Below are 21,717 nucleotides of genomic sequence, written 5' to 3' on the forward strand. Positions count from 1 at the left end.
TTATGAGAAAACTAAATGCTACTATTCTCACGCTGACCATACACCTCATACTGGGTGTAACCGCAATGGCACAAGGGATTATACTCCCAGGGAAAGCCCACATCAATGTAGAAAAACTGAAAAAAAGCATTGATCTAAATATGGATTTAAGTCAGCTCAATGTATGTGAACTGCGAGTTGTCCGCAATGCCTTCGCAGCCCGACAAGGCTATTGCTTTAAAGATGCTACTCTTCGAGGAGTCTTCAGTAGCACTACCTGGTATAACGATACCATGATGGGACGATTCTTTCGAGAAGATGGCGGTCAAAAACTGCCTTATCATTACTCAAAGGCTGAAATGGACTTTATCAATAGGGCTAAACAGCGTGAAGAGGAACTCTTAAAGAAAAATTTTGTCGCGTCTAACGGTTATCAAGTAAATCTAGATAACCTCATCAATCCTTTCCAACTGGATAAAAGACCTGACAATCTGATGGACAAGCTCGGCCGATACGGCTTTGCTGTCTCACCGGCAAATTATGACCAGCTGTTTCATATTTACGAGAATAATGATTATCGTACTTTCCCTTCTTTTATTACAACCGATTTATTTTTGCAACTTTATCATCTTTACTTCGATTGTGTTTTAAGAGATATCGAACAGCAAAGGCTGTATCCTGCTTTACAGAAACTTTGTCTACTCGGATTCGAGTATTTCGATAAAGCACAATGGAAACAAGCCAATACCAATCTGAAAGCAGGCAGTAAGGAAGCGTTTGAAATCATAGACGATGCTGAATGGTGCAAAACCTATTTTGCAATAGCTCTAGAGCTCTTGAAAGGAACGGCTCCTGAATATGTCAATTTCAAGTCGTATCGCCTCAACGAAAAATACTTACAACTGGCTAAAGAGGAATATTTACATGCCAACAGCAATAGTGATTATCCTAGTCTGTTTCTCGGACCAGACTATTACAACATCAACTTCGCTTACAGTCTTTTTCGTCCACGTGGACACTACATGCGAACAAAGAATCTAGAGTATTACTTCCGGACAATGATGTGGCTGCAAACCATACCGATGGCTGCCGACTATGTAGAGCAAATGCGTAGAGCAATTCTGTTGGCTCAGGCTCTAGAAACACCAGCTATCAAGAACGCATACCAAACCATTGCGGAACCAATAACCTATCTGATGGGAAAACCTGACCATGTGACCATAGAACAGGTGGGGATAGAATGGAATAAACTTGGTCAAAAATTGAGTAATAAGAAAGCCGTTCGCAAAGTAAGTAACATTATCAAAGTTCTAGCCGATAAGCAGATTCGTATACGTCCTCTATTCCAAAAAACAAGTATTTACAAAATTAATCTGATGCCTCAACGCTATCAACCGGATGCCGAGGTTATGCTGAAAATGGTAGATAACAAAACTTTTCCATGTAAACGAGAACAACCAAACGGATTGGATATCATGGCCTCGATGGGATGGGAAGCCGCTGAGAATATTCTTCTCAACGAACTTCAAGAAGCTCAGAAATGGAAGGGATTCACGACAGCATTACAAAGCGCCAAACAAGTGATGCAGACCGTCCCTTGGGAGGCTACAATGACGAATCAGTGGCTCCATATACTCCCGACACTTAGCAAGACTCAAGGTATGCCTTACTTCATGCAGTCACCTCAATGGCAGAAAAAATGCCTGAATAGTGCATTGGCTTCCTGGGCGGAACTGAAACACGACGCTATACTTTATGCCAAACAACCTGCTGGGGCTGAATGTGGAGGTTACGGACCTGACGATCCTATCACCAAAGGCTATGTAGAACCAAATACTTATTTCTGGGAAAATGCTATCGCGTTACTTGATAAGACAGCAAACTTTTTCAAACAGTATAACATGTATACCGAAAAAGTACAAAATGTGACTGAGAGAATACGCGAAAACATGGAATTCTGCCTGAAAATCAGTGAAAAAGAACTGAAAGGAATCGAGCCAACCGACGAAGAGTATGATAACATCAAGGTGATGGGTAGCACTGTGGAATATATCTCCATGGACCTGCTACGACAAAATGAAGAAATACAAGATTGGAATGATATCGTGGGAGCAGACAAGAAAGTCTCGATTGTGGCAGATATCTTTACCAGCAATGGCGATAATATCGAAAACAAACATGTCGTCTATGCTGGTGTTGGACCAGCTTATGAAATCTATGTTGTCGTAGAAATCGGAGGTAAGCTATACCTTACCCGCGGAGCTATTCTTTCTTATCGGCAACTGAATATGCCTTCAGACCTTCCTCGACTTACAGACGAAGAATGGCAAAAAGAGCTGGAGTCTAATCCAAACAAATTTGTTCCAGAATGGATGCAAGAGATTAGTCTGCCTTCACTAAATATGGTAAAAGAAAATGAAGAGATATTTTATAGCTCTGGCTGTTAGCTTATTCGGGGGCCTAGCCTCTATTCAGGCCAAGGTCTCTGCAGACAGTCTTCGAATTATTCTTACCGGCGATATTTTGCTAGATCGCGGTGTGAGACAAATTATTGAACATGCTCCATCGATCGAAATTGCTTTCAACAAACTGCTTGATATTCGCACGGATAGCCTGTTTCATCATGCAGAAAGGGTTATCGGCAATCTCGAATGTCCAGCAACCTCTATCAAACAGCCAGTTTTCAAACGTTACATGTTTCGGGCAGAACCAGAATGGCTTGGCCAATTAGCTCGACATGGCTTCACACATATCAACCTGGCTAACAACCACAGTATCGACCAAGGCAGAAAAGGACTGACTGATACACAAATGCAAATCAAAAAATACGGGATGATTCCTCTTGGAGCCGGACTAAATATGGAAGAAGCCCTTCAGTCCGTCTGCATTGCCGAGTATCCCCGTAAAGTATGGTATATCAGTAGACTCAAGATGCCACTTGAAAATTTTGCCTTTCTTACCGACCGGCCTTGTGTGGCACAAGAATCTATTGACTGTATGGTACAACGAATAGCATTATTACGAAAACAAGATCCAGAAGCCTATATTATCGTAAGTCTGCATTGGGGACAGGAACACACACTAACCCCAACGCTCAACCAACGCAGACAGGCCCACCAGATTATCGATGCCGGAGCCGATATTCTGGTGGGCCATCATACCCATACGCTGCAAACGATAGAAAATTATCATGGACATTCTATCTACTACAGCATCGGAAATTACATATTTGATCAACAAAAGAATCTGAACAGCAAAGCATGTATGGTAAAAATTGTGGTGAAACCTCAAGATGCAGAAGTAAGCACCATACCTGTAAACATCATGAAATGCTGTCCCAAGATGTTGTAATTCCCTTTACAGTTTCATCGATATAACTTATTGTACAATCGCTTCAACAAGATAATATACAAGAGGTATGGTTACAAAGAAAATACCAATGAAGTCGATATAGGCTCCACTCTTGATCATCTTGGTTATTGGAACATAGCCACTGGCATACACGATAGCATTTGGCGGAGTTGAAACTGGAAGCATAAAACCTAATGATGCTGACAATGCTATGGCCACCGATACTGGAACAGGACTAAAGCCAGCACTAATAGCTGCAGTGATGGCAAGAGGACCGATCATGTTAGTAGCTGCTGTATGCGAAGTAAGTTCAGACAATAACAACGCCATTACTGCAAATACAGCGATGAGAACAAGCTGGTTATTGCTGCCACCAATTCCTGCAATAATGATATTGCCGATCCACTCACTCAAACCGGTGGTATACATCATTCCTCCCATGGTAAGTCCACCACCAAAGAGTAACAAAGTACCCCACTCTACGCCATGCACTGCATCTTTCCATCCTAATGTACGTTGACCAGTTCCATGCTTTATAGGCAGGAAGAAAAGCAACAATGCTCCTACCATAGCAGCTACGGACTCTGGAATATATTTATTATACGATTTAAGAATCTCACTATCAGAACCTAAACAGATGCTCAGTATGCCCGGTGCAATCCACAGAATAACAGCCGTAGAAAAAGCGATAATTGTATTCTTCTGGGCACGAGTCCATGGACCAAGTTCGTCTACCTTACTCTGAATAAACTCATGTGCACCCTCGATATGATCACAATCTGACGGATACAATCTACTCAGTACTACATAGGCGATAACGAAGTAAATAATCATCGCTATAAATCCCCAAATCATCCACTCAAAGAAGCCGATATGTATCTGTACCATCTCATCCAAGAACCCCATCATAATCAAGTTAGGTGGAGTTCCGATAGGCGTAAGCACACCGCCTACAGAACATGCATAAGCCGTCATCAACATCAGGCCTGTGGCATACTTATAATTGTGTAAGTCTATATGCTTGCCATTAGCGGCTTGCATCTCACGAATCGCTTCGAGTAAACCCAAAGCGATAGGGAACATCATCGCTGCTGTAGCAGTATTACTAATCCAACCGGAACAGAGCATACAAGCCAAACCGATGGCTAAGAAAATGCGCCTTGGATTATCTCCTACCCACTTCATCGACACAATGCCATAAGCAATACGTTTATCGAGTCCATTTACCATCATAGCCTTCGCCAATATAAAACCTCCCATAAAGAGGAAAATAATCGGACTTGAAAAGGCTGCAAAGGCCGATTTGACTGGTGCTACGCCTGTAAGGACGATCAAGATAGGTGCAAGCACTGATGTTACGGGGATAGGAATAGGTTCGGTAATCCACCATGTACCAATCAGTGCAAGAATGGCAAGCAAATGATGTGCCTCCGGACTTAATGCTTCAATAGGTATAAACCAGGTAAACAAAGCCAAAACTGGCCCCACAATAGAACCTATAATACGTCTCTTTTTATCAAAAGAAGATCCTGAATTTGGTGCCGGATTCACAGTTGCATTTATGTGTTTCTCACTCATAAGCTAAAATTTAAGTTTATAATGCGACAATACACGCAAAAAAATCAGTTACGTTTGATACGATTTGTAGTTTAATGCGTTCTTATGAATAAATACAAACTTAGTAATTTTTAATGATAATGTAAGAGATAAGCAAAGTTTTTCTTGTTAATTATTGTTAACCAATAAAATCCTATGATATACATATTAACTCAGACAAACAGAAAATACCCCTGCACAAAGCCGCAAAAATTGCGTTTTATGCAGGGTTGATAAATTCTTGTAAGTTATATATCTGAAGTTTTTATTTCAAATGTGACCAAAACACATCATTTCGAAGTTCATTTACTTCCAACAATCTTTCTAAGGGCGATAACTAACTTATCCACATCTTCACGAGTATTGTAAAGAGCGAAAGTTGGACGAACGCTCATTTCATAGCCCAAAGCACGCAACGCTGGTTGGGCACAGTGATGTCCAGCACGGACTGCAATACCTTCTTTGTCCAACAAGGTTCCTGTTTCAGGTACTGCGATACCATCAAGTACAAAGCTAACCACCGAGACACGATGTTTAGGGTTGCCGATAAGTGTGAGTCCTTTGATTTGAGCCAATTGCTCTCTTGCATATTCTGTCAATTTATGCTCATGAGCTTCGATATTACGGATACCGAGGTGACGTACATAATCAAGAGCAGCACCCAGACCAATAGCGTCTGCCACATTAGGTGTACCAGCTTCGAAACGAGCTGGTGGCACATTATATTCCGTATGCTCTATAGTAACGTCTGTAATCATGTTTCCTCCACCCTGCCACGGTTGCATCTTGTCGAGGATATCTTTGCGCCCATAAACCACTCCGATACCATTAGGACCATAAATCTTATGCCCACTGAACACAAAGAAGTCAGTACCGAGCTGTTGCACATCAACCGGCGTATGAGCAATAGACTGTGCACCGTCTATCAGCACAGGGATATTATGCGAGTGAGCGATTTCAATGATACGCTTTACATCGTTGATAGTACCAAAGGTATTATTCACATGGCCCACGCTGACAAAACGCGTACGAGGTGTTATGAGCCGTTCGAACTCCGAGAGTACCAAGTCGCCATTCTTGTCTGTCGGTATGGCCTTCAATGTACACCCTTTCTCCTGACAAATACGCTGCCAAGGCACAATATTAGCATGGTGGTCGAGCTCGCTAACAATAACTTCATCGCCAGGTGTAAGATACTGTCTACCATAAGTTTGCGCCACAAGATTAATCCCCTCAGTGGTGCCACGAACAAAGATAATTTCTTCAGAACTAGCAGCATTAATAAAGTGCTGCACCTTTTCGCGAGCTTCCTCGTAAGCATCAGTGGCACGAGCTGCCAACGTGTGGGCACCGCGATGAATGTTCGAATTATACGTCTTATAATAATCCGAAATTTTATCGATGACTTGCAGAGGTTTCTGCGTCGTGGCGCCGTTATCGAGCCATACCAGGTCATGCCCATTCACTTGCTGATTGAGCACGGGAAAATCCTTCTTGATTTCCTCAGAATTCAGGGTATCGACCTCTTCATAGTGCAAAGTTCGGAGTTTATCCGACTCTGGAATACCGATACCGAAACCATTGTCTTGAGGAAGCGTTGTCGTGACCGACTGTTCAGCAGGACTCGAGACTGTTGTATCGTATAGTCCTATCAATGCTGATAAATTCAGTTTTTCATCAGGAATAACAGTCCTTCGCTCGCTTTGCCACTCCTCGGGACAATATTTCTGAGCCACCTGGCGAAGTAACTCGAAGCCAGAGTCATCAATATTATATCCACTTATATTATTGATATCAATCATTATTTCTCTATTTTGTTACGATATTGGTAGTCATGATAGTAACCTACCTCTACGTTCTCAAGAACAGCGATAGCATCGTCGGTGAGTGCGGCGAGCGAGAAATACTTGGTAAGCAAGTAAGAAGCTACACCAAACTTATCGAGACCCATCAAACGGGCACTGAGCGATGGTGCTATTTCACCAGGGATACCACTCTGATGTAAACCGATAACGCCCTGATTCTGCTCACCGGTACGCACTAGAATAATCTTTGTCGTGCCTACACCACGCCCTGTTAGATATTGTCCTTCAACTTCTACCTTATCACTCGGAATCAGTGGAACACCACGCCACAAAATAACCTTTGTACCGAAAAGGTCGGTGGTCACAGGAGGAACTCCTCGCCAAGTACATTCGCGTTCGAAAGCCGCGATTGCACGCGGATGAGCTATAAAGAATGCAGGTTCCTTCCACACAAGACTCAATAACTCGTCTAAATCGTCTGGCGTAGGTGAACCGTAGCGTGCCGAGATACGGTAAGCAGGATTTACAGCTGAAAGCAGACCGAATTTTTTATTATTGATGAGCTCCCATTCCTGACGTTCCTTTATACTTTCAATGGAGAGGCGCAACTGTTCCTCCAACTGGTTGTAAGGATTGTTATAAAGGTCACTAACACGAGTGTGTACTCGAACTACGGTCTGCAGGGTATTAAGACTATACTCTGTAGGATTCTCTTCATAGTCAATATAGGTCTCAGGGATAACGTTATCCTCTTCATGACCGCTCAACAGGTCAATATGCTTCTCACCATTATCGTTAACAGAAGCCTTCAGGCGCAACTGCTTATCGACAGCCTTATTGAAAGTTTCACGAAAATCGGGAACTTCTTTAATAACCTTGATGAGTTCATTCAGTTTCAAGCCAAGAAACGTTGTAGGCGTGACTGCACGAACACTGACTGTTGATATCTGCTCATCGAGAATGTCAGCCTCTCCAAAATACTCACCGTCGCCCAAGAGAGCTATTCGGAGATCTTCGCCATGAGGACCCTTGCTGATAACTTCAGCTTGTCCACTTGCCACGATGAAGAAACGCTGCTTATCCTTACCTTCTTCCACGAAAAATTTATCTACATTCACCTCCTTCGTCTCGAAAGAATTTACCAAGCGGTCTAATGTTTCGTCATCGAATTCTGAAAACAGCGGAATGGCTTTCAAATCCTTGGCCGTAAATGACGGTTGACCGTAGACGAACTGAATAGGCAAACGGTCATTCTTACGAAGCTCTACCTTCGTTCGGTTTACGCGGAAAGTACCGCCGCTCACCTGCACCCAAGGTAATAGTTTAAGTAACAAACGAGGAGTGATACTGCCCATCTGTGGAGCAGTCTTAGTAGTAGTAGCCAGTCTTCTGGCGGTAGCAGTAGTCACACTGCGCTGTAGATTTGATTCTGCCATGTCCTTTTATTTTTTAATGATTACTTTATGAGTAGTCCCTTCCACGTGTTCTACGGAAAGTACGTTATAACCTTGTTCTTTTGCGTTGCGCGGAACATTATCGAGAGGTTCACCCTCAGCCAGTAAAACTTCAAGAATATCACCCGGACTGAGTTTTGATAGTTCAATCTTTGTTTTTACGAAGGTCATCGGGCAATGCTCCTTCGTAATGTCTAGTGTTTTTGTTGCCATAAATGTATTTCCGATTTATCATTGGGTTAAATGAATAATGTTCTTCCGCCTTCAGAAAGTTTCAAGAACGTTGCTACGCCAAGTACATCCTTCACTTCAGAGATAAAATCCTCTTTTTTCAAGCCAAGCACGTGCATGGCCATCTCGCAAGCATAGAGATTGATACCGAGTGCTTTAGCAGCCTCAACAAGTTCTTCAAGTGTCGCAACATTATTTTTTCGCATCAGATAGCGGAATATCCTGGGACCTATACCACCAAAATTGAAACGGCTTGTTGGGGTCACCTTCAGACCGCCCATCATGAAGCCGAATAACTTCGTTAATCCGTTTCCGCCCACGAACGAACGTCCCTGCTTTTTCTTAATCGCATCCAGCCCCCAGAACGTGAAGAAGATGTTTACTTCGTAACCCACTGCTGCCGCACCTGTTGCTAAGGTGAATACTGCAGTTAACTTGTCGAAATCACCGCTAAAAGCGATAATGCTTAGTTTTTTTTTCAATTCAGGATTCATAATTCGCAATTTATAATTATAGGGTGTACTTATTCTGATCAATACTCTATTACAACGGCAAAGGTACAGTGATTCCGGGGTATCTACAATAGCCCATTTGTGGCATTTTAGATACCCATGATATAGTATACCATGTACCATCCATAAGGGAGTATGTGGGGAGGGAAAAAATGAGATATAGCTACTAAGAAAATGTACTATAAATCTAATTCCATGATAATATCGCAACGGTCATAAGTGCTACCGTCCAAAGAAACTTCTTTGAATCCTAAATTTCGATAAAGATGAATGGAAGCAGCCAAATGGGTGTTTCCTTCCAGATAAAGTCTTTTGGCACCCAGTTGACGGGCATATTCTATGAGAGCCAAACCCAACTTGTACCCGATGTGTTTTCCTTGAGCTTTAGGTGAAACGGCCATTTTGGCCAACTCATATATATTCTTTTCTGGATGATTGATTAGCGCGCAACATCCCACAACCTTACCACAACTGTCATCAATAGCAAGAAATATCTGTCCACCATTGTCCAAGATGTAGCTATCGATATTGGCAAAAGTCCGAAGGTCAGACTCCTCCAAACGGAAGTAAGTCTCGATCCACTCTTTGTTCAAGCGAATGAAATCAGCCTGATACTGCTCATGATATGTCTTTATCGTAATCATTTCTAACTTTTTAAACTATTTATCCCGTATCGGTTACATACTTGCAGGGATAAAATATACATTACGAGTGTAAAGTTAATGATTTTCTATAGCTTATGTCAGATTATGCTCATAAAAACATTTATAAAAGCCATTTCAAACCGCAGAATACCTAACTTATGCGAGGAAAAAATCAAATTTTCACATGAATAAAGCAACCTCTCTTGATACGCAACTTGCGTAATATTAAATTACGTCGAACACACATGAATTTAGTATATAAATATTACAATTCTATTAAAAAAACAAAACAAAATATTTTTATATTATTTTATTTATTACTACTTTTGCAACAAAATACGAAAGTATGGCTATATATTATAGCTAAACCATAAAAATATTTACTAAGAGCAATTACCAAATCAGAGATAACAATATGAAAAAATGCTTACTTCTATTCGTTTTTGTCCCGTTGTTTACAATTTATAATAGATAGAAACGATGAATTACAGTAGATTTGAATACATATTAAATGCTATACATTATTGTATTTGGCGCGGTGATATAAAATCTGGAATTGTTATTGATAAAGTTATTCATGCTCTTCTTTCTCCCATACCAAAGTATCTTTTTACGAAGGAATATAAAAAGAAATATTACGAACGTTTTCCTAGAGAAAAGAAGTTACTGGATAAATATTTATATGACAAAGAAAACGGATTTTATATCGGGAGGGCGAACTATATATTTGGCTTTTTATATTCTGGATACCCCTGTTTTTTTTCGTTTATTTTAGGTGGTCTAGAGCTTCGTTTTTTTGAAGACAAATATCCTTTGTTGAATATAATTTTATTAGGTATCCCAATTGGAATAGGATATATCCCAGCGTACAGAGCAGTCTTTACCAAAGATAAATATCTGAAGTATTATAAAAAGTTTGAAAAAAAAGATGCATCGTGGCATAAGAAATGGAAATGGATTACCATCGCTTTTTTCATAGGTTCTTGGATTATGATGGCTATGGGTTGGGCTGTCGCCATGTGGGGTATATTATTACTTTAAAAGCTGCTATTGTTGTCAGCTGATTAGGATCAAATTGTATTGATTATTTCTATGCCTTGACAAGACCAAAGCAAAAATCAGGAGAAGCACGGTGATGTATAGCTTCTCCTGATTGTAATGCCACGCGAAACGCTTTTCGCAGGGGGGTTAACCTAATTATGCCTTAATAAATGTCTATTCTTCCCAGTTAACCATTTCTTCCATCCAGTCGTTGATGGCATGCTGCTCCGTATTATTTTTGCGTTCCTTGTATAAGAAACCACGAGTATGCCATGTACGTTCGTTTTCACGATATTCATACCAGATCGTAAATGCTTTTTGCTCAGGATAATATTTACCACCTCCCTTTATCAAATCGAACTTATCCCAAGATGTAAGTGTTAGTGTATTGTCTGAATGAATACTAATTTTGAATGTGTGAGTAGGACGGTAATCGTTATTTGCTCCTTCTTGCCACTCGTTATTGTAATGGAACATTCTTACGGTTTTTCCATCGTCGGTAGCAACAAGTTGTCGTGGCATAACATATACCAATGAATCATCTGGATTATCTACATTTTTAATAACTCCATTCATATAATATTGGCCAGAGTATTTATTTACGAGATGCAAATTAACCAGAGCAATAGTATCAATCTTTGTTGCCTCGTATGCAGAAGTATTAGTAATCCTGAACCCAAGCATGTATAATGAATCGCATTTTAATTCAGCTGGCTTTACGTAGATAGGAAAAGTCTTATATATTTGTCCTGCTTTTACTGTCACATCGTTGGATGGAATCGTGTAAACACCCTCTGCTAAATGGCGATATTGACGTGCCTGTGCCGAGACTTCGCGCTGGTTATAGTTTTCTATTGCTTCCGGGCATTCAGCAAGGGTAACAGTTACGTCACGATCGAGGGGTCTGTTACCACTTACCGTGAGTGATAAATTGACGGTATCAACATCGTAACTAAGGTCAAGGTTTGCATCTATAATGCGTGAATGTGCTCCAACAATATATACTGTTTGAGGATAAAGATCTGTGTCCATAGGTGCCTCGTCTGCACAGTTGGTTAGCATTATTCCAACTAATGCAGCAAGCGAAAATGATAATAGTTTTTTCATAATGATAGTAGTTTAATCGTTCCAACCAGGGTTTTGACACAAACGAGCATTACGTTGTAGAATAACCTTAGGTATTGGATAGAAATACATTTTGTTTTTAAATACACGTTTCATGGTCTTTTCGGTATTCCATACACGAATAGTATAGAAACGTTCACGTTCAGCCATCTTTGCGCTTACATCAAGACCTGTAACAGGTTTATTCATTGCTTCTGGAGCATCTTTCCAGCGACGAAGATCATAGTAACGATGGTCTTCAAAGGCAAACTCTATCTTCCACTCTTGCTTTATGATTTCTTTCATCTTGTTATAGTCAGAAGCATCTGCGATAGTTATGCCAGGTAAACCTGCACGATAACGAATCTGGTTGAAATAATAAACCATTTGTTCAACATCACGACTAACGGTTATATTGTTTTCTTCATCGGTATATGATTCCGTCATTTCATTCATCGCTTCTACATATCCTAAGAGCACTTCGGCATAGCGCATAATAGGATAGGTTTTGGCCTTGCGTGAACCTTGCCAGTTCATGATGTCTTCCTGATTAACATATTTGCGACAAGTATAACCCAATCGGTTATAGTCAACTTTAACTGTTCCAGTAGGTTGACTATTACCATCTTTGTAATATGTAGCAACAAAGTTCTTTTTAGCCTCAGTACCAGTATATGATGTTGAAGGCCATACACAATAGTTGAAACCTATGCTTGCATAATAACGTGGTTCACGATTATCATCACGATGAGCTCGTTCTGGCGCAAGGACATAGTTTTCCGAAAATGTTTTTCCTTCACCAACTGCTTTCCATGACTTTTCTTCGTCTGTAGCTTCACTATATTGGCGACCATCTGCCATGCGATAAGATTCTATCATATCAACCGTTACAGAATAGCCATTAATTCCACCAAGAGGATTAGGATAGAAAGTCCAGTCGTCAGCATCGCTACGTGGGCAAAAGTATATTAGCTCTTTATTATGCTCTGGTTCAATACTGCCATCAAATATAGACTTATAACTACGATAAGGATCTATATCACCTGCACCATTAGGGAAAGGCTCGCTAGAAACGGTTGCTGGCAAAGGTAATGTTCCTGCGGTACGTGCTGTAGATTGGATTTTTTCGACCGTATTCAACTGATATTTGCCCATGTCAATAATTCGCTTGTAAAGAGCTGCCACTTTACCCCAACGACTCTTATCCTCAACTTGCGAAATAAAGTTGGTACCATCTGAACGTTTCCAATTAGCATAGTAAGTGTTGCCGTTAAAGAGAGGAGAAGCCCAATACAATCTAAGACGAGCTTGAAAGGCTAAGGCAGCACCCTTTGTTGGCAGATACATAAATGCTTTCTCGCGTTGATTTGGAAGTAACTCTGCAGCTTTTTCAAAGTTTTTACATACATACTCCACACAATCATCGTAGCTTGAGCGTTCGTAAGAGGCATCACCCGTTTGGGTGTCGCTGGCAAAAGCCTCATCAGGCAAGATAGGCACTGGTCCATATAAACGCATGAGACTATAATAGAAATATGCACGCAAGAAATATGCACGTCCCATATAGTCGCGTAGTTCAAGGTCGGATAACTCCTTACATTCAGGGATACGTTGAATGAGGACGTTTGCTTTACGAATACCTTTGAATAGATTTTCCCAGTTATCATAACCTTTTACATCATTTACCGAGACCTCATCTATCATGAGGTAAGAACCACGATGGTTCCAATCGGCCCATGGTACGATGGCTTCGTCGGCAGCCAAACCACTTGGAGAATAGGAGCCAGATGAGAAGATTTTTGATTCATCAGGGAGAAAAGATGCGGCACCATTAATGTATTGTAAAACACGTGTTTTGGAAACAAACACGGAGTCGATAGTTACCTGATCGTTGATGTATTCATCAATATCGAGAAAAGACTCACATGATGTAAATGAAAACAAAGCAGCACCGGCAAAAAAAGGTAGTACTATTTTGCTTATTTTCTTTATATGTTGTTTCATTTTTCTTGGAATTAGAATGATACGTTTATTTGAAGAGTAAAAACTCGTTGTAAAGGATAAGCAGCTCCATTACCATTTGCCTGTGATGGATCGAAGATTCCATCTCCGTGATCCCAAAGTGCAAGGTTTTCACCAATAAGGCTTATTGAGGCGTCTGACATACCAACCTTTTTAACAAGTTCTTTGTCGAATTTATATGCAAGCTGAACATTTTTCAATCTTAGATATGCTCCATTGCGAAGCCAAAAGGTAGAATAAACCATAGAGTTGGCATTTTGACCATACGAAAGACGAGGGAATGTTGCGTTAGGATTCTCTGTTGACGGATCGCCAGAGAATGATGCAGCTGTCCAACGATTACGTTGGTCGGCAACAATTTTGAGAATGTTACCTGTTTCGCGTTGCTCAAAAGGAACATATCCAGAACCACCAGCATAATATTGAACGTGTGAAACTCCACCGAAGAGCACACTAAGTGTCCAATTCTTCCAATAGACCTCGGTAGCAAAACCATACTGAATCTCAGGAATACCACTATATTTAAGTGGAATCTGGTCGTCGTAGTTTATGACACCATCTCCATTTACATCTTTGTATTTAATATCACCAGGGAGTACCTCGCTTGCAAAGGTCTGTCGTGGAGAATTACGTATTTCCTCTTCATCTTTGAATAGTCCTAAAGCAACCAGACCCCGCTGAATACCCCATGTGTAACCTGCTGTATATTGATATGGGTAGCTCTTGATAGACTCTTCGAATTCAAGAACTTTATTCTTTGATTGAGTAAAGTTGGCACGAAGAGTAAGTCCAGCTTCTTTTCCTATTGGTTGAAAATAGGTAATATGACCATCAACACCCCAACTCTTCATCTTACCTACGTTAGCATAAGGCATTGAGGCAAGACCCATCTCGGCAGGAATACTTGCACGTTTCTGATAGATTCCTGAACGAATATCTTTAAAGAAATCAACAGAAAGATCAATTCGCTCATTAAAGAGTTTCATATCGATACCTAAATTCTGTTTTACAGCTTTCTCCCAACGAAGGTTGTTACTACCAACCTGAACTTCTGTTATTCCTTCACCTGAATTCCAAGGACCTGAGTTACCACTACCCATTAGCGAGAGATAAGGGAAACGTGACCCCGATATCTGATCGTTACCTACTTCACCATAAGAAACACGGAATTTCAAATAGCTCAACCAAGGTATAAGTTTATGAATAACTTTATATTGAGTTGGAATCCATCCTCCAGAGATAGCAGGAAATGTACCGAACCTATGACCTTTTTCGAAAGCCTCAGAACCTGTATAACCTAAGTTTCCTTCAATAAAGTATGTGTCTTTAAATGAGTAGGTTAGACGACTCGAAAGACCAATGTATCGTTTTGGGATAGCAGTAAGGAGAGTAGTATTGCCTGATGATTTGTAGTCTGACATATAGTAGTGAATAAGTCCACCTACACGATGATCCTTACCAAATAGTCGATCGTAATTAAGGTGTGCCTCAAAATAGTATTTGCGATCAACATATTGACTGTTACTATATTGTTGGCTTTGATAATCACGAACCTTATTAAGATCGAGTTCGCCATCGCGTTTACGCTTTGTTGCATAGAAAAGTGATGGCCACTTTGTTCTATTCTCAGAAAGAGAAGAATTCGTGTCAAAGTTGAAGAGTAATGTTGCAGATAATCCCTTTGTAATACTACTTAAATCTTGATTATAGGCAAGGTTCATCTTGGTGTTGTTACCATAATACTGGCGACTACCAGTCATGTTTAGCAATACATAAGGGCTAATTTTGTTGTTGTCAGAACCATAAGCAGGATATACGCCTGAAGAATAAACCAGAGGAACAGTTATAGGTGTGAGGGTAGAACAAGCCTGCCATAGGGCATCAGAACTATCACCATAGCCTGGATAATTACGATCTTGGATAGATGTTTCAATACCCAGAGTGAGGGTTGATGTTCGAGTGAGGTTTACATCAATATTTGCACGGAAGTTATATTGGCGGAATTTTACATTAGAACTACGTTCTTTGAGTTTTGAATCCTGTTTGAAAATACCATCTTTGTTTAACATACCCAAACTAAGATAGTAACGTGCTACTTGTCCACCACCAGAAGCGCTAAAGTGTGCCTGCTGATACCATGTGTGATGACGAAGAATGACATCATGCCAGTTTACATTAGGATGCAAGTCCGGATCCATTCCATTTTTGAAAAGTTGCATGTCAACATCATTGAAAATAGGGTCAAGACCACGAGAAACAGCCGCCTCGTTAGCTAACGACGCATATTCGTAGGCATTTACATATTCAGGCATGCGAGGAGAATAAGAATAGTTGAAATTAACTTTACCATCAACACGTAATTTTCCTGCTTTACCTCGACGAGTGGTTACAAGAACAACACCATTAGCACCACGTGTACCATATACAGCAGTTGCTGATGCATCTTTTAGAATAGAGAAACTTTCAATATCTTCTGGGTCTAAGCGATTTAGGTCGCCTTCAATACCATCAATAAGTACGAGGGCACTTGAATTTGCACCAAAGGTGCTGATACCACGAATCCAGAACTGTGAATAGTCGTTACCTGGTTCACCGCTACGTGTAACAGATATGATACCAGGAACTCGAGAGCCCAACATATTTGATACTGATGTGGCTGGAACATGGAGGTCTTTCTTGTCTACATTAGTGATAGCACCTGTAACAGAAATCTTTCGTTGGGTGCCTTGACCGACTACTACGACTTCATCCATATTGTCAATGACTTCGTGAAGAATAATACGCATACGTTCGTCGCTCTTGGTTATCTTTTGCTCGTATTTTTTATAACCAATGTACGTAACTACTAGTGTTTGACCTGATTTTATTTCTTTGAGCTTGAATCTACCATCCAAGTCGGTTACTACTCCTTTGCCAGGAACTTCCTTTATACTTACCGTAGCTCCAATGATTTCCTCACCATTTTCCGTCATTACCAAACCGCCAACATTCAGATCGGTTTGAGCCTGAGCGTAAAGAAAAGGGCATAAAAATGCCACTATAATAGCAAATAATATTCGTTTCATTTGATGTACTTTGCTTGATATTATTCAATACTTAGTTTTCTGATTGTTCTGTCCCAGCCACCTGCGATATAGAAATTATCTTCGCTATCAACCGCTATATCCTGTGGCGAATTGAAACGGGCATCAAGAGGTTCTGAATCTGAATTCACCTGACCGCTTTGGCCTGGAGCACCTGCAACGACTTCTACTTGGTCGCCTGAGATACGACTAATGAAGTTTCCTGCGCGATTAATAACATAGATATCACCGTCTGAGGTTACCGTCAAGCCATAGGGCTCTATGAATTGTGCATCTTTGAGCCTATGCCCTGTATTAGCTCCATTACCGTTGAAGCCTGCATATTTTTCAATGCGCCAAGTGTGGTCTGTGTCCTCGTATATTTTGTATATACCAGCCATCTGATAGAAAGATGCGAAGAAACAGTGATGAAATTTGCTATAGATCATCTGACAACGATCACGAAAATTGGTTGGTTTGTCGCCTACAAGGGTTATTATGCGATAGCTTAAATTTTCAAGGTCAACTTCACAAAAATTACAGTTGGAATCAAGATAATAAAGATGGTTGTCGTCATTCTCTCGGAATGCTCCAGACCATATCTGTCCGTTCATATCATTTTTAGAGATATTAATGCCAGTATTCTTTTCAGCATAGTTTTCGGTACGCGAATACGAATAGACAACACGATCGTCAGCCCAATGCTGAACAAGATAGAATTTTTCACGTGTGTTGTCAATCGCTGGTGTACCAAAGCTATGAGATGTAGAAAGTGTCACCACCTGATTGTCTTCTGGCGAAACAAGGCTTACGCGACTATTCCACCACGATTCAACAGCAATAATATTGTCAGAATTGTTACCTTTTACAGTAGCAATATTCGACACCTCTTTGAAACGAGCTGTGTTCAGATCTCCATCTTGATACTTTTCATCACCAAAAGCACCAGCAAGAGTTTTTAGCGACTTAGTTTGCTCGTATTTGAAGAGCACACCATCGCCAACAATACTGTCTTTACCGCAAACAACAGAAATCTGTTGCTTACCTGCGTTAAGTTTAGGTACTAGTCCTAAAATGCTACTACCATTAGTACGAACAAGTACAGCATTCTTTTTTCCAAAATAAACTTTCATTTGAGAAAGACTGTCTCCAAAATTTCCGGTTACAATAAAAGGAGTATTGATGCCACCATATAAGGGCGAAATAGCATTCAGCTCATACCCTTTACTTGCATCATACTCATTTGTGACCGTCGGAAATAATGCAATGTCTTCTTTGCTTTCGCACGAAGCAAATAAAGCTAAAGACAAAGAAAAATAGACAAAACTTTTCTTCATGGTTAGAGTGTTTTTGTTAATAATTAGATAATTAGATTATTCATATTGAGGCCAAAATTACACTTAATATCTACCCTTAACATAAAATTTTATCGAAGAATAATGGCAAAATATCGTCAAATATTATCGTAAGTGCGTTTGCCTTAAAATAAAATAAAAATATACCTACTTTTTATAGGATTTTTGCTTAACTTTGAACATCCATAAATGAAAAATTACAATCTATAACTATATATACTATTTATTACAAATGAATCATTCTATTAAACGTTTACACTTATTAACTCTAAATGTAGGATTTGCACATCATGAAGCCGATTGGAATTGGAAATCTGTTCAGAGCCCCTTTAATCGTCTTTATCTTGTTACAGAAGGTGATGCTTATGTTCAAATAGGCACTAAGGAAATTCATCTAACACCAGAACATCTTTATTTAATACCTGCTTATATGACACACAGCTATAAATGCATTGGGCATTTCTGCCTCTATTATGTTCATATATATGAAGATAATGAAGCAAACCAAAGTATTATGGAAAATTATGAATTTCCTTACGAAATTAAGGCTGATAAACACAGCGAGGAGATGATGAAGAGGCTATGTTATATTTATCCCTTTTTGAAATTGCCAGAATCCAATCCTGATAGCTATAATAATTACAAATCGATGGTAAACAGTATTCAGAAAAATAATGAATGTAGCATGTGTGATAATATTGAGGCACAAGGGATTTTACTGATCTTGATTTCACATTTCTTTTTTCAGGCACGTCAAAAGAACGATGTAAAAAATGATTATATAGCGCAAACTCTTCACTTCATACGCCAAAACCTAGATAAAAAGATAGATATTCAGGAACTAGCAGATAAAGCATGTATGAGTAAAGACTATTATATAAGGTTGTTTAAACAGCAAGTAGGTTCTACGCCTAATGCATACATCACAACAAAAAAAATCGAAAAGGCAGAATTGTTGCTTGTCACCACAAACAAACCGATAAATACATTAGCCTATAATCTTGGATATGATAATTGTTCTTATTTCATTCGGACATTTAAGAAAATAACAGGATACACTCCTTTGCAATATCGTCAAATGAAGTAAGAAACGTTCGAATTATCTCTCTAACAAACAATATAAAGGTACCCCTTATTTGCCAACACGACAAAAAAGGAGTACCTTTTTCATTGGTACATCATGATATGAACTTCTTACACCTAATTCTTATCAACAAATACCATAGCATTACGCTCATCAGCAACAATACAGAGATATCGGTCGTACTCTCGAAGAACATCAGCAATAATCTCTTGCTGACTTAAATACTGAATATCGTTACCCGTACGTCCATCTGTATAATAAGTTACTGGCACATACTGCATACCATTATCTACGTCTGGAGTATTATCCTCATCTATCAGATAATCAGAGAGTTGCTGTTTTTCTGCTGCCACACCATAACGGAAATTGCGAATACGGTCATGTGGAATGTTTAGCTCTATTGAGAGTGGACCGTTCTTTCCTCGTAAGATTTCTGCTTGAATACCATATTGCATAAACTCTTCCTGCAAATCCTTAAAGGCTGGTTCTACTTTTTCGTTGAAGAATCGCTTTATATCTTCCTTTTTGTGGAATGTCACAATCTGCTGCAAACGTAGTTTCCAGTTTTCGCCATTCCAATTTCTACTACCATATGGCATATGAGCCGAATTATAGAGTTCATCAGTACGTAAGGCTTTGAACAGACAGAAACATAGTACGAGCATGATCAATCCAAATGGAAGTGCAGATACAAGGGTCATAGACTGGAGCGATTGTAGTCCGCCGGCATAGATCAAAGCCATCGTGATAACGGCCATAAGTATGCCCCAGAACACATTCTGCCACTTAGGCGAATGAGGATTATTAGCTGTTGAAATACTATTCATAACCAGAATTCCAGAATCAGCTGAAGTGACGAAGAAGATTGCAATCATTGCTATTGCCATCACACAAATAGCCTTTGCCATTGGAAAACTCTCAAAGAAGGCAAAAAGTAAAATATCTGGCTGATGAACCAATTTACTGAGTGCACCATGCAATACATTTCTATCCATCCATATCGCACCATTACCAAATACAGTCATCCATAAGAAGATAAAGAGCGAAGGTACTAACAATACTGCCAGCACATATTCTCGAATTGTTCGCCCTTTAGAGATACGAGCAATGAAAAGACCGACGAATGGTGCCCAACTAATCCACCATGCCCAATACATTACAGTCCAACTGGTAAACCATCCACGACCTGCCTTCTCAAAAGCAAATGTGTCGAAGGTTAAACTGGCGAATTTTTGGATATAATTACCTACTCCTTCTGAAAAAGCGCTCAGCAAGAAGGTTGTAGGACCTAAGAACAATACAAAGAGAAGCAATACAATAGCTGCACCAAGATTGATTTCACTAAGTCGCTTTACACCTTTATTCACACCAGCTACAGCCGACATCGTGGCCATAACTGTAACGACCAAGACTATAATACATTGGAAAAGGAAGGTTGACTGATGAAGAACACCTAAATGCACGAGTCCGGCATTGAGCTGCATCACACCAAAGCCCATAGAGGTGGAAATACCAAAGAATGTACTTATCAATGCAAAGATATCGACGACATCACCCACCCAACCGTGAATTTTGTCACCAAGTATAGGATACAATCCACTACGAATACTCAATGGTAGCTTATAACGAAATGAAAAATAAGCTAGAATAAGTCCCATTACTGCAAAAATGGCCCAGGCATGCAATCCCCAATGAAAGAATGTAGCCAACTGTGAATCCTTGGCATGATTTGTTATTTCTGGTAGAGCCGGATACACATAATGTGACATTGGTTCGGCTACACCGAAATACATCAGTCCAATACCCATACCCGCAGCAAAGAGCATGGATATCCATGAAAAAAATGAGTATTTGGGTTTGGAATTATCGGCACCTAGTCGGACATTTCCCATTTTACTGAATGCCAAAATAAAAAGGAATATCACGAAGAAGGATACCAACAATATATATACCCAACTGAAATCTTTATATATTTTATTCTGTATACTTGTTAGCACACCATTTACCCCATCAGGAAATAATGCAGCTAAAAATGATAAAAGAATTAATACTAGTAAACCAGGATAGGCTACTTTTTTTGTAAATGTTGTTTTAATATTTAATTTGTTCATCATATTTCATTTAATTGTAAGTTAATGAAGTGATGTATTTTTGGATAGAAAGAGTTTTGATGCGTTTCATTTCACAATTATCACAAATATATAAAAAAATAAAAATTACCTTATTGTGGACAAGGTACTTTAATTTTTATTTGTAATTGATAACAGACTCAAGAAACGCTTTACTTTTCTCTAACGAAAATAAGTAGCTTTCGATTATCATCAGTTGCTTCATATCAACCATGACGATATCAAACATACTGTGAATAAAAATCAGAGAAAAAAAATAAGAGAAGGTCTATACCTATATGCAAATAAGCCGAGAAAATTCTCGGCTTATTTGCATATTAGCGTGCGGCTTATTTGCCTGCAGTGATA

The 21,717-nt window shown here is 39.7% G+C and carries 15 protein-coding genes; 4 read left to right on the forward strand and 11 right to left on the reverse strand.

Annotated elements, in window-relative coordinates:
* The first annotated feature begins 2 nt into the window (after positions 1 to 2).
* Together L6471_RS03235 and L6471_RS03240 are read left to right on the forward strand one after the other, a co-directional pair.
* Complete coding sequence (locus tag L6471_RS03235) at positions 3 to 2,426, forward strand: DUF3160 domain-containing protein (RefSeq protein WP_094448862.1); 2,424 nt, start codon at positions 3 to 5, stop codon at positions 2,424 to 2,426.
* On the forward strand, positions 2,395 to 3,330 hold the full coding sequence (locus L6471_RS03240) for a CapA family protein (protein WP_094448863.1): 936 nt from the start codon (positions 2,395 to 2,397) through the stop codon (positions 3,328 to 3,330). Before L6471_RS03235 ends, L6471_RS03240 begins: the two co-directional genes overlap by 32 nt.
* A gap of 27 nt (positions 3,331 to 3,357) precedes the next feature.
* Here the strand turns inward: L6471_RS03240 and L6471_RS03245 are convergent, their stop codons facing one another.
* The 6 genes from L6471_RS03245 to L6471_RS03270 form a co-directional block, all read right to left on the reverse strand.
* Positions 3,358 to 4,908 (reverse strand): SLC13 family permease, encoded by a 1,551-nt coding sequence (locus L6471_RS03245; protein WP_237796823.1) that lies wholly within the window; start codon positions 4,906 to 4,908, stop codon positions 3,358 to 3,360.
* 320 nt (positions 4,909 to 5,228) lie between these two features.
* Positions 5,229 to 6,440: a cysteine desulfurase gene (locus L6471_RS03250; RefSeq protein ID WP_143067147.1), complete on the reverse strand. Its 1,212-nt coding sequence runs from the start codon at positions 6,438 to 6,440 to the stop codon at positions 5,229 to 5,231.
* 287 nt (positions 6,441 to 6,727) lie between these two features.
* Entirely contained in the window at positions 6,728 to 8,167 is a 1,440-nt protein-coding gene (locus L6471_RS03255) for a family 2B encapsulin nanocompartment shell protein (RefSeq protein ID WP_094448866.1), read from the reverse strand.
* A 6-nt stretch (positions 8,168 to 8,173) separates the two neighbouring features.
* Entirely contained in the window at positions 8,174 to 8,398 is a 225-nt protein-coding gene (locus L6471_RS03260) for a sulfurtransferase TusA family protein (RefSeq protein ID WP_006283848.1), read from the reverse strand.
* A gap of 26 nt (positions 8,399 to 8,424) precedes the next feature.
* Positions 8,425 to 8,952 carry a DsrE/DsrF/DrsH-like family protein gene (locus L6471_RS03265; RefSeq protein ID WP_237796824.1) on the reverse strand — a complete coding sequence of 176 codons (528 nt, stop codon included), beginning with the start codon at positions 8,950 to 8,952 and terminating at the stop codon, positions 8,425 to 8,427.
* A gap of 155 nt (positions 8,953 to 9,107) precedes the next feature.
* Complete coding sequence (locus tag L6471_RS03270; protein WP_094448867.1) at positions 9,108 to 9,572, reverse strand: GNAT family N-acetyltransferase; 465 nt, start codon at positions 9,570 to 9,572, stop codon at positions 9,108 to 9,110.
* Between the two features lie 480 nt (positions 9,573 to 10,052).
* On the opposite strand from L6471_RS03270, the gene L6471_RS03275 reads away from it, so the two are divergent.
* The gene (locus tag L6471_RS03275) at positions 10,053 to 10,613 is read left to right on the forward strand and encodes a hypothetical protein (protein ID WP_237796825.1); all 561 of its coding nucleotides are present in this window, start codon (positions 10,053 to 10,055) and stop codon (positions 10,611 to 10,613) included.
* Between the two features lie 174 nt (positions 10,614 to 10,787).
* Here the strand turns inward: L6471_RS03275 and L6471_RS03280 are convergent, their stop codons facing one another.
* The 4 genes from L6471_RS03280 to L6471_RS03295 are packed head-to-tail and all read right to left on the reverse strand — an operon-like array spanning position 10,788 to position 18,138.
* On the reverse strand, positions 10,788 to 11,720 hold the full coding sequence (locus L6471_RS03280) for a BT_3044 domain-containing protein (RefSeq protein WP_173652245.1): 933 nt from the start codon (positions 11,718 to 11,720) through the stop codon (positions 10,788 to 10,790).
* A gap of 12 nt (positions 11,721 to 11,732) precedes the next feature.
* A complete protein-coding gene (locus L6471_RS03285) occupies positions 11,733 to 13,721 on the reverse strand; it encodes a RagB/SusD family nutrient uptake outer membrane protein (RefSeq protein ID WP_027453969.1) in 1,989 nt (662 codons plus the stop codon).
* An 11-nt stretch (positions 13,722 to 13,732) separates the two neighbouring features.
* Positions 13,733 to 16,804 (reverse strand): SusC/RagA family TonB-linked outer membrane protein, encoded by a 3,072-nt coding sequence (locus L6471_RS03290; protein WP_237796826.1) that lies wholly within the window; start codon positions 16,802 to 16,804, stop codon positions 13,733 to 13,735.
* 20 nt (positions 16,805 to 16,824) lie between these two features.
* Positions 16,825 to 18,138: an IPT/TIG domain-containing protein gene (locus tag L6471_RS03295; protein WP_237796827.1), complete on the reverse strand. Its 1,314-nt coding sequence runs from the start codon at positions 18,136 to 18,138 to the stop codon at positions 16,825 to 16,827.
* Positions 18,139 to 18,388: 250 nt separating this feature from the next.
* Here L6471_RS03295 and L6471_RS03300 point away from each other — a divergent pair, with 250 nt between their 5' ends.
* Positions 18,389 to 19,243, forward strand: a complete 855-nt coding sequence (locus tag L6471_RS03300; protein ID WP_027453966.1) for an AraC family transcriptional regulator — start codon at positions 18,389 to 18,391, stop codon at positions 19,241 to 19,243.
* Positions 19,244 to 19,356: 113 nt separating this feature from the next.
* Here L6471_RS03300 and L6471_RS03305 read toward each other — a convergent pair whose 3' ends face one another.
* On the reverse strand, positions 19,357 to 21,354 hold the full coding sequence (locus tag L6471_RS03305; RefSeq protein WP_237796828.1) for a BCCT family transporter: 1,998 nt from the start codon (positions 21,352 to 21,354) through the stop codon (positions 19,357 to 19,359).
* Positions 21,355 to 21,717: the final 363 nt, after the last annotated feature.

Source organism: Segatella bryantii (assembly GCF_022024215.1).
Taxonomy (GTDB): Bacteria; Bacteroidota; Bacteroidia; order Bacteroidales; family Bacteroidaceae; genus Prevotella; species Prevotella bryantii.

Coding starts and splice junctions, on each gene's coding strand:
- L6471_RS03240 (WP_094448863.1), top strand. CDS start 2,395: ATGAAGAGATATTTTATAGCTCTGGCTGTTAGCTTATTCGGGGGCCTA.
- L6471_RS03275 (WP_237796825.1), top strand. CDS start 10,053: ATGAATTACAGTAGATTTGAATACATATTAAATGCTATACATTATTGT.
- L6471_RS03270 (WP_094448867.1), bottom strand. CDS start 9,572: ATGATTACGATAAAGACATATCATGAGCAGTATCAGGCTGATTTCATT.
- L6471_RS03300 (WP_027453966.1), top strand. CDS start 18,389: ATGAATCATTCTATTAAACGTTTACACTTATTAACTCTAAATGTAGGA.
- L6471_RS03255 (WP_094448866.1), bottom strand. CDS start 8,167: ATGGCAGAATCAAATCTACAGCGCAGTGTGACTACTGCTACCGCCAGA.
- L6471_RS03295 (WP_237796827.1), bottom strand. CDS start 18,138: ATGAAGAAAAGTTTTGTCTATTTTTCTTTGTCTTTAGCTTTATTTGCT.
- L6471_RS03235 (WP_094448862.1), top strand. CDS start 3: ATGAGAAAACTAAATGCTACTATTCTCACGCTGACCATACACCTCATA.
- L6471_RS03305 (WP_237796828.1), bottom strand. CDS start 21,354: ATGATGAACAAATTAAATATTAAAACAACATTTACAAAAAAAGTAGCC.
- L6471_RS03285 (WP_027453969.1), bottom strand. CDS start 13,721: ATGAAACAACATATAAAGAAAATAAGCAAAATAGTACTACCTTTTTTT.
- L6471_RS03280 (WP_173652245.1), bottom strand. CDS start 11,720: ATGAAAAAACTATTATCATTTTCGCTTGCTGCATTAGTTGGAATAATG.
- L6471_RS03260 (WP_006283848.1), bottom strand. CDS start 8,398: ATGGCAACAAAAACACTAGACATTACGAAGGAGCATTGCCCGATGACC.
- L6471_RS03245 (WP_237796823.1), bottom strand. CDS start 4,908: ATGAGTGAGAAACACATAAATGCAACTGTGAATCCGGCACCAAATTCA.
- L6471_RS03290 (WP_237796826.1), bottom strand. CDS start 16,804: ATGAAACGAATATTATTTGCTATTATAGTGGCATTTTTATGCCCTTTT.